Here is a 15,263-nt window from a genome sequence, read left to right on the forward strand (position 1 = left end):
GTTCCCAAGGCAACGCTTTCGGAGGCCGCGATGGAATATGTCCGGGAGTTCAAGCCCTCGCCGCCGACATCGGGCATCATTGCCTGCGGTGTCTATACCGCCGGGCGCCGCATCGCCGATATTCCAATCGAGGAAGCCGGCGATTGGGCCAAGAAATCGGGACACGTCGTCTGGATCGGGCTGCTTGAACCCGACCGTGAACTTCTGCTGCGCGTCCAGGCACAGTTTCATCTGCATGAGCTGGCGATCGAGGATGCCGAGCATCCGCACCAGCGGCCAAAGATCGAGCAATATGGCGATGCGCTGTTCATCGTCGCCCGCACGGCGCAGCTGATCGACGGGCGCGTCACCTTCGGCGAGACTCATCTGTTTGTCGGCTCAGGCTACATCGTCAGTGTCAGGCACGGCCCGTCGACATCCTATGCCGCCGTGCGCCAGCACTGGGAAAGCTGCCCGCACTCGCTGGCCAAGGGCGAGGATTTCGTCCTTTACGCCATTCTCGACTTCATCGTCGACAACTACATGCCCGTGCTCGAGCAGATCGAGGACGAGGTCGAGGCGATCGAGGACAAGGTCCTGCTGAAGCCGATGACCGGCCCCGATATCGAACGGCTTTACATGCTGCGCCGCGACCTCTTGCGCCTGCGCAATGCGGCATTGCCCCTGGTGGAAGTCTGCCGCCGGCTGACCAGCGCCGAGCTGCCGCAGATCCATTCGGCCATGCACCCGCTGTTCCGCGACGTGACGGATCACATCCGCACCGTCCAGGAGAAAATCGACAGTCTGCGCGAGGTGCTGGCCTTCGCCTTCGAGGCCAGTCTCCTGGTCGGCCAGAGCCAGGAAACGGCGATCTCCAAGAAACTCGCCTCGTGGGCGGCCATCCTGGCGGTGCCAACCGCATTCGCCGGTATCTACGGCATGAACTTTACCGACATGCCCGAGCTGAAGATGGAATATGGCTACCCGATGGTGCTGGCCACCATCGCGCTGATCTGCTGCTTCCTGTATTGGCGGTTCAGGACGAACGGCTGGCTGTGAAGGGCGAATAGCGAATAGGGGAAAGACTGCATTGCCCCCTCGCGGAAGCTCAATCAGTGGCTATTCCCTATCGGTTCCTGCGCCGCTCCGCCGCTGGCTGGAACGCCACGCGGGCATGGTACTTGCAGTAGGGACCGGTCTCGGCGGCTTCGTTGCCGCAGAAATTGAAGTCCTCCGAAAGCGGATCACCGTTCGGCCATTTGCAGGTGCGCTCGGTCAGTTCGACGAGCTGCAGATGCCGTGAGATCGGTACCACGACGTTCTCGACCGGGCGAATGTAGTGTCTTGCTACAGGTTCGGCGTCGAATTGCGTCTGAAGGGCCGTCGCGCCGATCGAAGTCGTGACATGACGTGCCGTGGTCGCGGCGCGTGCCACCGACTTCTGGACGGTCGATCCTTGCGATGCCTTCTTCTGGCGTGCCGGCGTCGCCGTCGCACGGCCGCGGCCCGACAGTTTCAGCCGGTGCACCTTACCGATGACCGCGTTGCGGCTGACCCCTCCAAGCTGAGCGGCAATCTGGCTTGCGCTCAGACCCTCCGACCACAGTTTTCTCAAGAGTTCTACCCGCTCGTCAGTCCAGTTCATGACCGCGCTCCTCATAAGCGTGCGGCAATCAGAATCCTTTCCCGACCCAGCACCACTGCTGGGGCAGACACCACATATATCTGGTGATTAGGTCCGCCGCACGAAATCTAGTTATTTCTCGACTACAACTACTCTATGCGCTGACTCGGTGACAAGAGTCCCAAGTGCAACACGAATCGGTTTTTTCGGTTTTCCCCAACTTGCCCGGTCGCTCATGAGCCGGCGTCGCGTCAGGGGGCTTGCCGCGCGCCACTACGCGACGTTTTCGTTGACTTCATGACCGAAAAACACGATAAGCCACAGAAGGCCGCCGCTTTGGCGGCTTTTTTGATTTTCCGGTACCGGAGACGCATATAATGAGCGGTTCGGCGCTTTACGAGACCTTTGCTCGCGCACCCCTGGCCTTCGATCATGGGGAAGGCACCTGGCTGGTTACCGACAAGGGCGAGCGATATCTCGATTTCGCCGGCGGCATAGCTGTCAATTCGCTTGGCCACGGCCATCCTCATCTGGTCGCGGCCCTTACCGAACAGGCGGCGAAGCTCTGGCACGTCTCCAATCTCTATGAGATCCCGGGGCAGAGCCGGCTTGGCGAACGATTGGCTGATGCCACCTTCGCCGACAAGGTGTTCTTCACCAATTCCGGCGCCGAGGCGCTGGAATGCGCGATCAAGACGGCGCGGCGCTACCACTTCGTCAAGGGACATCCCGAGCGCTTCCGCATCATCACCTTCGAAGGCGCCTTCCATGGCCGCACGCTGGCGACCATCGCGGCCGGCGGCCAGTACAAATATCTCGAGGGCTTCGGACCCAAGGTCGAAGGCTTCGATCAGGTCGGCTTCGACGACATCGACGCCGCTGAAAAAGCGATCACGCCCGAGACCGCCGCGATCCTGATCGAGCCGGTGCAGGGCGAGGGCGGCATCCGCCCGGTACCGACACAGTCGTTGAAGCGTCTGCGGCAGCTCTGCGAGCAGCACGGCCTGTTGTTGATCTACGATGAGGTTCAGTGCGGCATTGGCCGTACCGGCAAGCTGTTCGCGCATGAGTGGTCGGGTGTGACGCCCGACATCATGGCAATCGCCAAGGGCATTGGCGGCGGCTTCCCGATGGGCGCCTGCCTTGCCACCGATGAAGCGGCCGTCGGCATGACCGCCGGCGTGCACGGCACCACGTTCGGCGGCAATCCGCTGGCAATGGCGGTCGGCAACGCCGTCCTCGACGTCGTGCTGGAAGATGGATTTCTCGAGGATGTCCAGCGCAAGGCGCTGCTGATGAAGCAGGGGCTTGCGTCGGTAGCCGACGAATTCCCCGAGGTGATCGAGGATATCAGGGGCACCGGGCTGATGCTCGGCCTCAAATGCGCGATGCCCAACGGCAAGGTGAACATGGCGCTGCGCGACCAGCATTTGCTGGCGGTTCCGGCCGGCGACAACGTCATTCGCCTGCTGCCGCCGCTGACCGTCACCGATGCCGAGATTCACGAAGCGCTCGGCCGCATCCGCGCCGGCGCCAAGGGCCTGTCGGAGGCCATTGCCTCCGCCGCCGCGAAGTAATCCGGAACCATTCCTGATGTCAGTTCGCCATTTCACCGATCTTTCCACCGTTTCCGAAGGCGATTTGCGCTTCATGCTGGATGATGCGGTGACGCGAAAGGCGCGTCTCAGGGCCGGCGAGCGGACCAAGCCGCTCGAAGGCAAGGTGCTGGCCATGATCTTCGACAAACCGTCGACGCGCACGCGCGTTTCTTTCGACGTCGGCATGCGCCAGCTTGGCGGCGAGACCATCATGTTGACCGGCACCGAGATGCAGCTCGGCCGCTCCGAGACCATCGCCGACACCGCCAAGGTGCTGTCGCGCTATGTCGACGCCATCATGATCCGCACCACCTCGCACGAGCGGCTGCTGGAGTTGACCGAGAATGCCACCGTTCCGGTGATCAACGGGCTGACCGACGACACCCACCCCTGCCAGCTGATGGCCGACATCATGACTTTCGAGGAGCATCGCGGTCCGGTGGCCGGCAAGACCATTGCCTGGACCGGCGACGGCAACAACGTGCTACACTCGCTGCTCGAGGCCTCGGCACGGTTCCGCTTCAATCTCAACGTCGCCGTACCCGAAGGCAGCGAACCGGCGCAGAAGCATGTCGACTGGTCCAAGGCGCATGGCGGCAAGCTGCATTTCACCCGCTCGCCCGAGGAAGCCGTCGACCAGGCCGACTGCATCGTCACCGACTGCTGGGTGTCGATGGGCCAGGAACACCGTGCCCGCGGCCACAATGTCTTCTCGCCCTATCAGGTCAACGCCGCGCTGATGGCCAAGGCAAAGCCCGACGCCCTGTTCATGCATTGCCTGCCGGCCCATCGCGGTGAGGAGGTGACCGACGAGGTCATCGACGGACCGCATTCGGTGGTCTTCGACGAGGCCGAAAACCGGCTGCACGCCCAGAAGGCCGTGCTTGCCTGGTGTCTCGGTGCTTGATGTGTCTTGTTGCTTGATGTGTCTTGTTGCTTGATATGTCTTGGCGCCTGAAATGCCCAGGCGCTTGATCTGCGGGGGCGCGATGCCTATCTGCGCCGCATCACGCAAATCAAGCGCGTTTGGACGCATGTGCCCACCAGGGCCGCATGGCCGCGCCCTGGAGCTTTGTCATGTTGGAAAGCCATCAAGTGACTGAACATCACCCCAAACTCGGCGAGTTCGGCTACGCCGGCGACGATCACGTCGTTCCCTTCGAAGTCGGTCCGCTCGACGTGCGTGGCCGCACGGTGCAGCTCGGGCCGATGCTCGACGCCATCCTTGGCCGCCACGACTATCCCGAGCCGGTCGCCCGCCTGCTGGCGGAAGCCTGTGTGCTGACGGTGCTGCTCGGCACCTCGCTCAAGTTCGAAGGCAAGTTCATCCTGCAGACCCGTACCGACGGGCCTGTCGACATGCTGGTCGCGGACTTTTCCACGCCCTCGGCGCTGCGCGCCTATGCGCGTTTCGACGCGGATCGGCTCGAAGCGCTGGTCGCGGCCGGCGAGACCTCGCAGCAAACGCTGCTTGGCAGCGGCGTGCTGGCGCTGACCATCGATCAGGGCGCCCATACGCAGCGCTATCAGGGCATCGTCCAGCTCGACGGCGAAACGCTGGAAGACGCGGCGCGTACCTATTTCCGCCAGTCGGAACAGATCCCGACGGATATCAGGCTCTCGGTCGCCAAGCTGCTGACGCCCGGTATCGGCGGTGCGCGCGAGCAGTGGCGCGCCGGCGGCATACTGGCGCAGTTCCTGCCGCAATCGCCCGAGCGCATGCGCGTCCCGGACCTGCCGGGTGGCGATGGCGATCCGCGCGAGGAAGTCCACGATCCGGCCGATAATTCCTGGCAGGAACTCCTCGCCTTGCTGGGCACCATCGAGCCGACCGAGCTGATCGACCCGACCATCGGCGCCGAGCGGCTGCTCTATCGCTTGTTCCACGAGCATGGCGTGCGCGTCTTCGGCGGCGTCCCCGTCACCGACCAGTGCTCGTGCTCCAGGGACAAGATCCGCGATATCCTCGAAGGCTTCTCCGCGCAGGAGATCAAGGACAGCACCGAGGATGGCGGCATCCACGTCGCCTGCGAGTTCTGCTCGACCCAGTACGACTTCGATCCGGCCGAGTTTGCGGCTCAGTAAAGCTAGTCCCTTCTCCCCGTCACTATACGGGGAGAAGGTGCCGGCAGGCGGATGAGGGGCAGCGCCAGCGTTAGTACAGGAGCTCCTTGGCTCTATCTGAAGAAAATTCTCGCAAGCTCGGCGCTGCCCTCATTGTCCTGCCGGACGGTCGTCACTCGAAAAGCCAAGCAATTCGTCCGCTTCGCGGACCATTCCTCAACTCCCCCGTATAGTGACGGGAGAAAAGACGCTAATTCACCGTGCGCCTTGTCCCCGGCAGATCGAGCGAGAAGGCGGGGATGGCGATGTCGAAGGTCTCGCCGCGCTTGTTGCGCATCGTGTAGCGTCCGACCATGATCCCGGACGGTGTCGAGAGCGGGCAGCCGGACGTGTATTGATAGCTGTCGCCGGGATTGAGTTCCGGCTGGTCGCCGACAACGCCCGGCCCGCGCACTTCCTCGACCCGGCCGGCGCCATCGGTGATGTGCCAATAGCGCGACAACAACTGCACGAACTCGTCCGACTGGTTGTCGATCGTTATCTGATAGCCCCAGACATAGCGGTTCTCCGAGGGATCCGAACGGTCCTCGAGATAGAACGGCCTGACCTGCACTTCGATGTTGCGCGTCACGGCGCGGTACATGAGCGGCTCCAAAACAACCCGATGACTTTCAGCGCTCCCGGTGAGCAGGTCAACGTGCGCGTCTTGTCGCGGCTGACCTTGAACCGCAGGTGCCGGCAAAGAATGTCATTTAAGTGACACACGACAATGGTGGTGTGCACGAACCGGGCGACTCGGCGCTCTGTCGAACTGTTGAAAACGGCCACGATGCCGGCCGCCTTTCCGGAGTGACCAGATCTCGATGGAACTCACCTTCATAGCCGCCTCGCTTTCGACCGCACTCATCCTTTCAAACGCCGCCAGCATTTCGCTCGCCGCTTCACAGCTGAAACGGCGCAACACGATCGCCCCGCCAGCCGGCAAGCCGCAACCGGTCTCGATCGTCGTCCCGTCGCGGGGCGTCGAGCCGTTCACGCATGAGACGCTGGAACGCGCCTTCGCCCTCGACTGGCCACGCTACGAACTGATCTTCTGCGTCGCCCATACCGACGATCCGGTGGTCAAACTGATAAACAGGGCGATTGCCCGGTTTCCCAAGGTACCGGCCCGGCTGCTGATCGGTGACGACCGCGTCAGCGCCAATCCAAAGCTCAACAATTGCGTCAAGGGTTGGGAAGCGGCACGCCACAACTGGGTCATCCTTGCCGATTCCAACGTCTTGATGCCGAGGGACTATGTCGAGCACATGATGGCGGCATGGCGGCCCGACACCGGCCTTGTCTGCTCGACGCCGATCGGCTCGCGGCCCGAGGGTTTCTGGGCCGATGTCGAATGCGCCTTCCTCAACACATTGCAGGCCCGCTGGCAGTATGCCGGCGAGGCGCTCGGCCTCGGCTTTGCCCAGGGCAAGAGCATGCTGTGGAACAAGCCGATGCTGGATGCCAATGGCGGCATTCGGGCGCTGGCCGCCGAGATCGCCGAGGACGCTGCCGCCACCAAGCTGGTGAACGGCCTCGGCTTGTGCGTCAATCTCGTTGCCGCGCCCTTCGAGCAGCCGCTCGGCCAGCGCACGCTTGGCGAGATCTGGTCGCGCCAGGCCCGCTGGGCGCGCCTGCGCCGCGTCACCTTCCCGCTGTTCTTCGCGCCCGAAATCCTGACCGGCGCGGCGGTGCCTCTCGCGCTTGCCCTGGTTGCTGCGGCGAGCGCCGGCGTCAGCCTTTGGGCAACCGCGATTGCCGTGTTGGCGGCCTTCTACCTTCCGGAGTGCGCACTGGCCTTGTCCAAGGGCTGGTACCTGTCGCCGCGCATGGTCGCGGCCATGATTGCGCGGGACGTGATGCTCCCAACCCTCTGGGCGCGCGGCTGGCTCGGCGGCGCCGTCGACTGGCGCGGCAACGCAATGACCATCCGCACCAAGGCGGCCGAACTGGAGGAGACGCCGTCGCGCGCCTGATCGCCGCGACCGACGCTCCCAAACAGCCTATTTGGCGGCCTTCAGCGCCTGCGCGATGTCTTCCAGCAGGTCGTCGGCGTCCTCCAGGCCGACCGACAGCCTGAGCGTCCCTGGCCCGATGCCGAGTTCGGCGCGGGCCTCGTCGCTCAGGTTCTTGTGCGTCGTCGTCGCCGGATGGGTGATCAGGCTCTTGGCATCGCCGAGATTGTTCGAGATCAGCACGATGTCGAGGGCGTTCTGCAGCGCGAAGGCCGCCGGCTTGCCGCCCTTGACGTCGAGGCAGATCAGCGTCGAGCCGCCCGACATCTGCTTCTTGACGATGGCGGCCTGCGGATGGTCGGCGCGGCCGGGATAGATGACGCGGGCGATCTGCGGCTGCTCGGCCAGGAAGTCGGCGATCCTGCCGGCGCTTTCCGTCTGCTGGCGCACGCGCAGCGGCAGCGTCTCGAGCCCCTTCAGCAAGGTCCAGGCATTGAACGGCGACAGGCTGGGGCCGGTGTGGCGGAAATAGTCGTGCAGGTTTTCGTCGATCCACTTCTTGTCCGACAGGATGACGCCGCCGAGGCAACGGCCCTGGCCGTCAATATGCTTGGTGGCCGAGTAGACGACGATGTGCGCACCAAGCTGCAACGGCTTCTGCTGCAGCGGCGTGGCGAAGACATTGTCGACGACAAGCCGCGCGCCGATCGAATTGGCAAGCGAGGCGACGGCTGATATGTCGACGACTTCCAGCGTCGGATTGGTCGGGCTTTCCAGGAAGAACAGCTTGGTGTTCGGCCTGACCGCCTTTTCCCAATTGGCGATATCGGTGCCGTCGACCAAGGTCGCCTCGATGCCATAGCGCGGCGCCAGCGTCTCGACCACCCAGCGACAGGAGCCGAACAGCGCGCGCGCCGCAATGATATGATCGCCGGCCTTGACGCTGCACAGAAGGGCCGCGGTCACCGCCGCCATGCCCGACGCCGTGGCGCGCGCGTCCTCGGCGCCTTCGAGAGCGCACATGCGCTTTTCGAACATGTCGACGGTCGGGTTGGCGTAACGCGAATAGATGAAGCCAGGCTCTTCGCCCTTGAAGCGGGCTTCCGCCGCCTGGGCGGTTTTATAGACATAGCCCTGGGTCAGGTACATCGCCTCGGCGGTTTCGCCGAATTGGGAACGCAGGGTGCCGCCATGCACGAGTGCCGTCTGAGGTTTCCAGTTGCGCTTCTTGGTGCTCATCGCTTTGTTCCAGACACAAAAAAACCGGCCGCGAAAGTCGCAACCGGTCCATACGGCCTTGCGGCCCGACGGTCCTTTAGCGACTTGTTTAACGTGGCTGCAAGCCGACCGGCCAAATCACCACGGGATAACGACCCTTTAGACCCGCGCCACGCTTGCGTCAATTGCCGGCTTCATTAAGAGGTTTGTACCAAGGCAGGTTCCGCAAAAGTGCCCAGTGGTTTTGCGGCAAGAACCTGCACCAAAAGAGACCAGTCTTGGGCGGAGCCAGACTTTGCGGCAGACAGGCATTCTTCCTGATCAGGACATTTCGGCGCTGTTCCAGTCCGGGGCGCTGAAGTCGCCGCGCGCGCTCGATGCCGACCAGATCCAGCCGGCGAGCCTTGATCTCAGATTGGGCGAAAGGGCCTGGCGGGTGCGCGCCTCGTTCCTGCCCGGTCCCAATCACAAGGTCTCGGAAAAGCTCGACCGGCTGCAACTCCACGAGATTAATCTGACCGAAGGCGCGGTTCTCGAAACCGGCTGCGTCTATATCGTGCCGCTGCTCGAAAGTCTGGCCCTGCCGGCTGGCATTTCGGCTTCGGCCAATCCGAAGAGCTCGACCGGGCGGCTCGACATCTTCACCCGCGTCATGACCGATCGCGGCCACGAGTTCGACAAGATCGCCGCCGGCTATCACGGCCCGCTCTATCTCGAGGTCAGTCCGCGCACTTTTCCGGTCGTCGTGCGCACCGGTTCGCGCCTGTCGCAGATCCGCTTCCGTACAGGCAACGCACTGCTATCGGAAGCCGAACTGCATGAATTGCACAACGCCGAAATGCTGGTCGCCACCGATCCGCCGAACATTTCCGGCGGCGGCATCGCGCTGTCGATCGATCTCAATGGCGACAAGGATGGGCTGGTCGGCTATCGCGGCAAGCACCACACCGGCCTCGTCGATGTCGACAAGCGTGCCGCACAGGACGTCGTCGATTTCTGGGAGCCGATCCACAAGAGCGGCGCCGGCGAACTGGTGCTCGATCCCGACGAGTTCTACATCCTCGTCAGCCAGGAGGCGGTGCATGTGCCGCCGCTCTACGCCGCCGAGATGACACCCTTCGATCCGCTGGTCGGCGAGTTCCGTGTCCACTATGCCGGCTTTTTCGATCCGGGGTTCGGCCATTCGGCGTCCGGCGGCACCGGCAGCCGGGCGGTGCTCGAAGTGCGCAGCCACGAAGTCCCGTTCATCCTCGACCATGGCCAGATCGTCGGCCGGCTGGTCTACGAGCACATGCTGAAGCGGCCGCGGGCGCTTTACGGCACCGAACTGGGCTCGAACTACCAGGCGCAAGGCCTCAAGCTCTCAAAGCATTTCCGCGCGGTGCGCTAAGGTCGAAGCTGCCGATCTCCCCACGAGAGGGGGATGACGCCCCCGTGGCTTTTACAGCGCCTTCACCGCCACCTTCACCGGCTTTTCGATTTCCAGCGGGTTGCGCAGCGGCAGGCCGAAATCCCCTGCCTCGATCTCGAACACGTCGCCTGCTTCCGTGTTGATGCCGTCGGCGAAGGATAGCGTCGCGGTGCCGAACATATGCACATGCACGTCGCCCGGCTGGCGGAAGGCCGAATATTTGAAGTGGTGGTGTTCGAGATTGGCGATGGTGTGCGACATGTTCGTTTCGCCCGACAGGAACGGCTTCTCCCACAATGTCTTGCCGTCTCGCAGGATGCGCGACGTGCCGCGGATGTCCGAAGGCAGGTCTCCGATCAGGATTTCCGGCCCGAACGAGGCATTGCGCAGCTTGGAGTGGGCGAGGAAGAGATAGTTCACGCGCTCGGTCACATGGTCCGAGAATTCGTTCGACAGCGTGAAGCCGACGCGGAACGGCGCGCCATCGTCGCCGATGACATAGATCCCGGCGACCTCGGGTTCTTCGCCGGCATCCTTGGCAAAGGCCGGCGACATCAGCGCCGCGCCAGGCGCGACCGCCATGGTGCCGTTGCCCTTGTAGAACCATTCCGGCTGTACGCCGACCTGGCCTTTGGCGGGTTTGCCGCCTTCCAGCCCCATGCGGAACATCTTCATCGAATCGGTGAGCTGCTCCTCGCCGTCGGTGCTGAGCTTCTTGTGCATGGAATCGCGCGTCGCGGCCGACCCGAGATGCGTCAGTCCCGTGCCGGTCAGGTGCAGATGCGCCGGGTCGGGGTGATTGATCGGCGACAGGAGCCGTCCTCTCTTGTAGGCGGCGTCGAGATCGACCGTCTCGCCAAGTCCCTTGCGTTCGATCAGAGCGGCCAGGCCGACACCGGTGCGGGCGGCCTCCATCGCCAGCGAATAGACGCTGCGCGCGCCGTTGATGATCCGGGTCTTCCCGCCGCTGCGGGCAACGACACGGATCGTCTCGGCGTCGTCGAGAATCTGCGAGATCAGCATGATCAGTCCTCTCTCATTTTTCCGTGTCCGGCTGCCATCGGCAAAATCCTGACCGGCGCGGCGCGGAAACGCGCCACGGTTGAAACGCTTCGTCCGGATTGCGTTCGCGAGCCTGGTCCTTCCCCGGACTTCTTGGTGCCGACGGGCTGCCGGCAGCTTCGCGATCTAGAACCCGTATGCCTCCTAGTCCTCGCCTCCAGCCCTTAAGCCTTGTTCTTGTTGTAGACGTCGAAGATGACGGCTCCGAGCAACACCAGTCCCTTGACTACCTGCTGCCAGTCGACGTTGACGCCCATGATCGACATGCCGTTGTTCATCACGCCCATGATGAAGCCGCCGACCACCGCGCCGATCACCTGGCCGACGCCGCCCATCGCCGAGGCGCCGCCGATGAAGACGGCCGCGATCACGTCGAGCTCGCTGCCGAGGCCCGCGGCCGGCACGGCCTGGCCGAGACGCGCGGCGATGATCAGGCCGCCGAGCGCCGACAGCACGCCCATATTGATGAACACCAGAAGCGTCAGCCGCTCGGTGTTGATGCCCGACAATTGCGCTGCCTTGGGGTTGCCGCCCATCGCGTAGATGCGGCGGCCGATGGTCATGCGCTTGGTAACGAAGACGAACAGCGAGATCAGCACGCCCATGACGAGCAGCACCACCGGCAGGCCCCTGTAGCTGGCGAATTCATAGACCAGGAACAGCGCCAGCGCGCTGGCAACCAGCGTCTTGATGACGAACAGGGGGAAGGGCTCGGCCTCATAGCCGTGGCGCTCGCGCTTGCGCCGTGTCCTCACCCCGAAATAGGCATAGGCCAGCACGGCGATCAGCCCCAGCACGACCGTCGTCATGTGCAGCGTCAGGCCGCTGCCCAAAATGGTCTTGCCGGCCGCGTTCACCGTCGGCGCAACCAGCGTCAGCGGGCCGATCACATCAGGGATGAAGCCGGAGCTGAGTGCCTTGAAGCCGTCCGGAAGCGGACCCACCGAGGAGCCGCCGCCCAGCAACGCCTGGCAGATGCCGCGGAAGATCAGCATGCCCGCCAGCGTCACGATGAAGCTCGGTATCCGGTGATAGGCGATCCAATAGCCTTGCGCCGCGCCGATCAGGCCGCCCACGATCAGGCAGACGATCGAGACCACCAGCGGATTGCTGAGCGGTCCGAGCTGCCAGATGACCATCATGTTCGCCGCCAGCGCGCCGATGAAACCGGCGACCGATCCGACGCTGAGGTCGATATAGCCGGAAACGATGACCAGTAGCATGCCCAGCGCCATCACGATGATGAACGAGTTCTGCTGCACCAGGTTGCTGAGGTTGACTGGCTTGAACAGCGTTCCCGACGTGGTGAACTGGAAGAACAGCATGATGACGATCAGCGCGATAATCAGACCATATTCGCGCAGGTTCGTCGTCAGCGCCGAGACGGCGATGCGTGGACGTTGTTCTTCGGCGATGTTGCCTTGCGGGGCGGGGGCGCTGTCGGTGCTCATGCTGCTTTTCCTTCTCCACGAACGATGGCCCGCATTATTTTTTCCTGGCTCGCGTCCGCCGCGGGCATTTCGCCCACGATGCGCCCTTCGTTCATGACATAGATTCGGTCGGTGATGCCGAGCAATTCCGGCATTTCCGACGAGATGACCAGGATCGCCTTACCTTCAGCGGCGAGGCGCGCAATGATCGTGTAGATTTCGTACTTGGCGCCGACATCGATGCCGCGCGTCGGCTCGTCGAGGATCAGAACTTCCGGGTCGGCGAACAGCCATTTCGACAACACCACCTTCTGCTGGTTGCCGCCCGAAAGATTGCCGGTCATCTGATAGACGCTCGATGCACGGATGTTGGTTTTCTTTCGATAGTCGTTGGCAACGGCGAGCTCGCGGATGTCGTCGATCACACTGTGGCGCGAGACGCCGCCCAGATTGGCCAGCGTTATGTTGTGCTTGATATGATCGATGAGGTTGAGACCGTAGGTCTTGCGGTCCTCGGTCACATAGGCGATCCCGTGTTGGACCGCCTTGCTCACCGAGGAGACGTCGACCGCCTTGCCCTTGAGCAGCACTTCGCCGGTGATGCGGCGCCCATAGGAGCGGCCGAACAGGCTCATGGCGAATTCGGTGCGGCCGGCGCCCATCAGCCCGGCAATGCCGACCACCTCGCCCTTGCGCACGTTGAGGTCGATGCCCTTGATCACCTGCCGCTCGGCATGGATCGGGTGATAGACCGACCAGTTCTTCACTTCGAACACGACCTCGCCGATGTCAGGCTCGCGCGGCGGATAGCGGTCGTCGAGCGAGCGGCCGACCATGGAGGTGATGATGCGGTCCTCCGAAATATCCTTCTTGGCCAGCGTCTCGATGGTACGCCCGTCGCGGATCACGGTAACCTTGTCGGCGACCCGGTTCACCTCGTTGAGCTTGTGCGAGATCAGGATCGAGGTCATGCCTTGCCGCTTGAATTCGAGCAGCAGGTCGAGCAGCGCCTGGCTGTCCTTTTCGCTGAGCGATGCGGTCGGCTCGTCGAGGATCAGCAGCTTGACTTCCTTGCTCAGCGCCTTGGCGATCTCGACCAACTGCTGCTTGCCGACGCCGATATTGGTGATCAGGGTCTTTGGGTCCTCCTTGAGGCCCACCTTCTTCAACAGGGCGCTGGTGCGCGCCTCGTTGGCGTTCCAGTCGATGACGCCGTATCTGGCGTGCTCGTTGCCGAGGAAGATGTTTTCGGCGATCGACAGCATCGGCACCAGCGCAAGCTCCTGGTGGATGATGACGATGCCCTTGTGTTCGCTGTCATGGATGCCCTTGAATTGGCATTCCTGGCCCTGAAAAATGATCTGGCCGTCATAGGTGCCGGAGGGATAGACGCCCGACAGCACCTTCATCAGCGTCGACTTGCCGGCGCCGTTCTCGCCGACAACGGCGTGGATCTCACCTTCCTCCACGCTGAGGTTGACGTTCGACAGCGCCTTCACGCCGGGGAACGTCTTGGTGATGTCGCGCATCTCCAAAATCGTCGAGGTCATCAGGGCAAGCTCCTCCTAGACTTTCTTGTTTTTACGCAATTCCTGACGGAAAACCGCCGCGCACTTTTCCTGGAATTGCTCTAGGCCGGCAGAAACAATACCGGGGTCGCTTGTGAACGAAAAGGGGCCCTGCGTTGCGCAGGACCCCTGATTTTATAACCGGGATTACTTCAGGTCTTCGGCCTTGATGTAGCCGGAATCGACGACCATCGCCTGGTAGTTCGACTTGTCGACCTCATGCGGCGTCAGCAGGATCGAGGGAACCACCTTGACGTCGTTGTTGTAGGTCTTTTCATCGAGGCCTTCCGGCTTGCCGCCCGAGAGCACCTTGTCGACCAGCTGCACAGTGGCCTTGGCCAGTTCGCGGGTGTCCTTGAACACGGTCGAGTACTGCTCGCCCGAGATGATCAGCTTGACCGAGGCGGTCTCGGCATCCTGACCGGTCACGATCGGCCAGGGCTGTGCGTCCGTGCCGTAGCCGACGGCGCGCAGCGAGGCGGTGATGCCGCGCGACAGGCCGTCATAGGGCGACAGGACGCCGTCGACGCGGCTGCCGTCCGAGTAGTTGGCCGACAGGAGGTTGTCCATGCGAGCCTGGGCGGTGGCGGCGAGCCAGCGCAGCGTGCCGACTTTGTCCATGCCGGTCTGGCCGGACTTGATCTTGATCGAGCCGTCGTCAATCAATGGCTGCAGGACGGAGATAGCACCGTTGTAGAAGAAGAAGGCGTTGTTGTCGTCGGGCGAGCCGCCGAACAGTTCGACGTTCCACGGCTTGGTGTTCGGGAAGCGCTCCTTGAGGCCCTTGACCAGCGAATTCGCCTGGATCACGCCGACGCCGAAATTGTCGAAAGTGGTGTAGTAGTCGACATTGGCGGTCTTCTTGATCAGGCGGTCATAGGCGACCACGACGACGCCTGCGTCGTTCGCCTTCTGCAGCGCATCCGACAGGGTGGTGCCGTCGATCGAGGCGATGATCAGCGCCTTCGGGCCCTTGGTGATTTCGTTTTCCAGCTGGCTGAGCTGGTTGGGGATGTCGTCCTGCGCATACTGCAGGTCGACAGTGTAGCCGAGCGCCTCGAGCTGGGATTTGACGGCGTCGCCGTCATTGATCCAGCGCTGCGAGGTCTTGGTCGGCATCAGCACGCCGACAAGACCCTTGTCGGCCGCGTGCGCCTGATAGCTCATGGCAGCGATGCCAAGGGCCGCGACGGCGGCCAGCGTCTTGATGATTTTCACGTTACTCTCCCTGGTTGATGGACGCGACACCTCGGGGCTTCGCGGGCCGCGCAGCCAGACAGGAGCGCAAAGGCGCCGCTGTCGGCTTTATCGATCT

Annotated in this window: 13 protein-coding genes and 1 riboswitch; of the genes, 6 read left to right on the forward strand and 7 right to left on the reverse strand. The window is 63.0% G+C overall.

The window, feature by feature from the left end:
* Positions 1 to 30 precede the first annotated feature (30 nt).
* On the forward strand, positions 31 to 1,038 hold the full coding sequence (locus tag EN808_RS21995; protein WP_135916879.1) for a magnesium and cobalt transport protein CorA: 1,008 nt from the start codon (positions 31 to 33) through the stop codon (positions 1,036 to 1,038).
* A gap of 67 nt (positions 1,039 to 1,105) precedes the next feature.
* Here EN808_RS21995 and EN808_RS22000 read toward each other — a convergent pair whose 3' ends face one another.
* Positions 1,106 to 1,624: a GcrA family cell cycle regulator gene (locus EN808_RS22000; protein ID WP_127275610.1), complete on the reverse strand. Its 519-nt coding sequence runs from the start codon at positions 1,622 to 1,624 to the stop codon at positions 1,106 to 1,108.
* A 356-nt stretch (positions 1,625 to 1,980) separates the two neighbouring features.
* Between EN808_RS22000 and EN808_RS22005 the strand changes: the two genes are divergently transcribed.
* The 3 genes from EN808_RS22005 (at position 1,981) to EN808_RS22015 (ending at position 5,286) form a co-directional block, all read left to right on the forward strand.
* Entirely contained in the window at positions 1,981 to 3,180 is a 1,200-nt protein-coding gene (locus tag EN808_RS22005) for an aspartate aminotransferase family protein (protein ID WP_135862052.1), read from the forward strand.
* Between the two features lie 16 nt (positions 3,181 to 3,196).
* Positions 3,197 to 4,108, forward strand: a complete 912-nt coding sequence (gene argF / locus EN808_RS22010) for an ornithine carbamoyltransferase (protein WP_127275612.1) — start codon at positions 3,197 to 3,199, stop codon at positions 4,106 to 4,108.
* A 146-nt stretch (positions 4,109 to 4,254) separates the two neighbouring features.
* The gene (locus EN808_RS22015; RefSeq protein ID WP_127275613.1) at positions 4,255 to 5,286 is read left to right on the forward strand and encodes an Hsp33 family molecular chaperone; all 1,032 of its coding nucleotides are present in this window, start codon (positions 4,255 to 4,257) and stop codon (positions 5,284 to 5,286) included.
* Between the two features lie 229 nt (positions 5,287 to 5,515).
* Here the strand turns inward: EN808_RS22015 and apaG are convergent, their stop codons facing one another.
* Positions 5,516 to 5,908 carry a Co2+/Mg2+ efflux protein ApaG gene (gene apaG / locus EN808_RS22020; RefSeq protein WP_027146773.1) on the reverse strand — a complete coding sequence of 131 codons (393 nt, stop codon included), beginning with the start codon at positions 5,906 to 5,908 and terminating at the stop codon, positions 5,516 to 5,518.
* Positions 5,909 to 6,128: 220 nt separating this feature from the next.
* Between apaG and EN808_RS22025 the strand changes: the two genes are divergently transcribed.
* Complete coding sequence (locus tag EN808_RS22025) at positions 6,129 to 7,280, forward strand: ceramide glucosyltransferase (protein WP_135916880.1); 1,152 nt, start codon at positions 6,129 to 6,131, stop codon at positions 7,278 to 7,280.
* Positions 7,281 to 7,307: 27 nt separating this feature from the next.
* Here the strand turns inward: EN808_RS22025 and EN808_RS22030 are convergent, their stop codons facing one another.
* The gene (locus tag EN808_RS22030; RefSeq protein WP_127275615.1) at positions 7,308 to 8,498 is read right to left on the reverse strand and encodes an O-succinylhomoserine sulfhydrylase; all 1,191 of its coding nucleotides are present in this window, start codon (positions 8,496 to 8,498) and stop codon (positions 7,308 to 7,310) included.
* 56 nt (positions 8,499 to 8,554) lie between these two features.
* Positions 8,555 to 8,632, reverse strand: a riboswitch (SAM riboswitch).
* A gap of 140 nt (positions 8,633 to 8,772) precedes the next feature.
* Here EN808_RS22030 and EN808_RS22035 point away from each other — a divergent pair.
* Positions 8,773 to 9,867 carry a 2'-deoxycytidine 5'-triphosphate deaminase gene (locus tag EN808_RS22035; protein ID WP_135916881.1) on the forward strand — a complete coding sequence of 365 codons (1,095 nt, stop codon included), beginning with the start codon at positions 8,773 to 8,775 and terminating at the stop codon, positions 9,865 to 9,867.
* 51 nt (positions 9,868 to 9,918) lie between these two features.
* Here EN808_RS22035 and araD1 read toward each other — a convergent pair whose 3' ends face one another.
* The 4 genes from araD1 to chvE all read right to left on the reverse strand — a co-directional run bounded on the left by araD1 (position 9,919) and on the right by chvE (position 15,166).
* Entirely contained in the window at positions 9,919 to 10,911 is a 993-nt protein-coding gene (gene araD1 / locus EN808_RS22040; protein WP_127275617.1) for an AraD1 family protein, read from the reverse strand.
* Between the two features lie 203 nt (positions 10,912 to 11,114).
* On the reverse strand, positions 11,115 to 12,401 hold the full coding sequence (gene mmsB, locus EN808_RS22045) for a multiple monosaccharide ABC transporter permease (RefSeq protein ID WP_127870780.1): 1,287 nt from the start codon (positions 12,399 to 12,401) through the stop codon (positions 11,115 to 11,117).
* Positions 12,398 to 13,930 carry a multiple monosaccharide ABC transporter ATP-binding protein gene (gene mmsA, locus EN808_RS22050; protein ID WP_135916882.1) on the reverse strand — a complete coding sequence of 511 codons (1,533 nt, stop codon included), beginning with the start codon at positions 13,928 to 13,930 and terminating at the stop codon, positions 12,398 to 12,400. The genes mmsB and mmsA overlap by 4 nt, the downstream gene beginning before the upstream one ends.
* 165 nt (positions 13,931 to 14,095) lie before the next feature.
* Positions 14,096 to 15,166 carry a multiple monosaccharide ABC transporter substrate-binding protein gene (chvE, locus tag EN808_RS22055; RefSeq protein WP_127275620.1) on the reverse strand — a complete coding sequence of 357 codons (1,071 nt, stop codon included), beginning with the start codon at positions 15,164 to 15,166 and terminating at the stop codon, positions 14,096 to 14,098.
* Between the last annotated feature and the right edge of the window lie 97 nt (positions 15,167 to 15,263).

The organism is Mesorhizobium sp. M8A.F.Ca.ET.165.01.1.1, from assembly GCF_004792065.1.
Lineage (GTDB): Bacteria > Pseudomonadota > Alphaproteobacteria > Rhizobiales > Rhizobiaceae > Mesorhizobium.

Excerpts from the sequence above, each read along its gene's own strand:
- mmsA (WP_135916882.1), bottom strand. The coding sequence starts at position 13,930 with ATGACCTCGACGATTTTGGAGATGCGCGACATCACCAAGACGTTCCCC.
- EN808_RS22025 (WP_135916880.1), top strand. The coding sequence starts at position 6,129 with ATGGAACTCACCTTCATAGCCGCCTCGCTTTCGACCGCACTCATCCTT.
- EN808_RS21995 (WP_135916879.1), top strand. The coding sequence starts at position 31 with ATGGAATATGTCCGGGAGTTCAAGCCCTCGCCGCCGACATCGGGCATC.
- apaG (WP_027146773.1), bottom strand. The coding sequence starts at position 5,908 with ATGTACCGCGCCGTGACGCGCAACATCGAAGTGCAGGTCAGGCCGTTC.
- EN808_RS22000 (WP_127275610.1), bottom strand. The coding sequence starts at position 1,624 with ATGAACTGGACTGACGAGCGGGTAGAACTCTTGAGAAAACTGTGGTCG.
- EN808_RS22005 (WP_135862052.1), top strand. The coding sequence starts at position 1,981 with ATGAGCGGTTCGGCGCTTTACGAGACCTTTGCTCGCGCACCCCTGGCC.
- mmsB (WP_127870780.1), bottom strand. The coding sequence starts at position 12,401 with ATGAGCACCGACAGCGCCCCCGCCCCGCAAGGCAACATCGCCGAAGAA.
- EN808_RS22015 (WP_127275613.1), top strand. The coding sequence starts at position 4,255 with ATGGCCGCGCCCTGGAGCTTTGTCATGTTGGAAAGCCATCAAGTGACT.
- EN808_RS22030 (WP_127275615.1), bottom strand. The coding sequence starts at position 8,498 with ATGAGCACCAAGAAGCGCAACTGGAAACCTCAGACGGCACTCGTGCAT.
- araD1 (WP_127275617.1), bottom strand. The coding sequence starts at position 10,911 with ATGCTGATCTCGCAGATTCTCGACGACGCCGAGACGATCCGTGTCGTT.
- argF (WP_127275612.1), top strand. The coding sequence starts at position 3,197 with ATGTCAGTTCGCCATTTCACCGATCTTTCCACCGTTTCCGAAGGCGAT.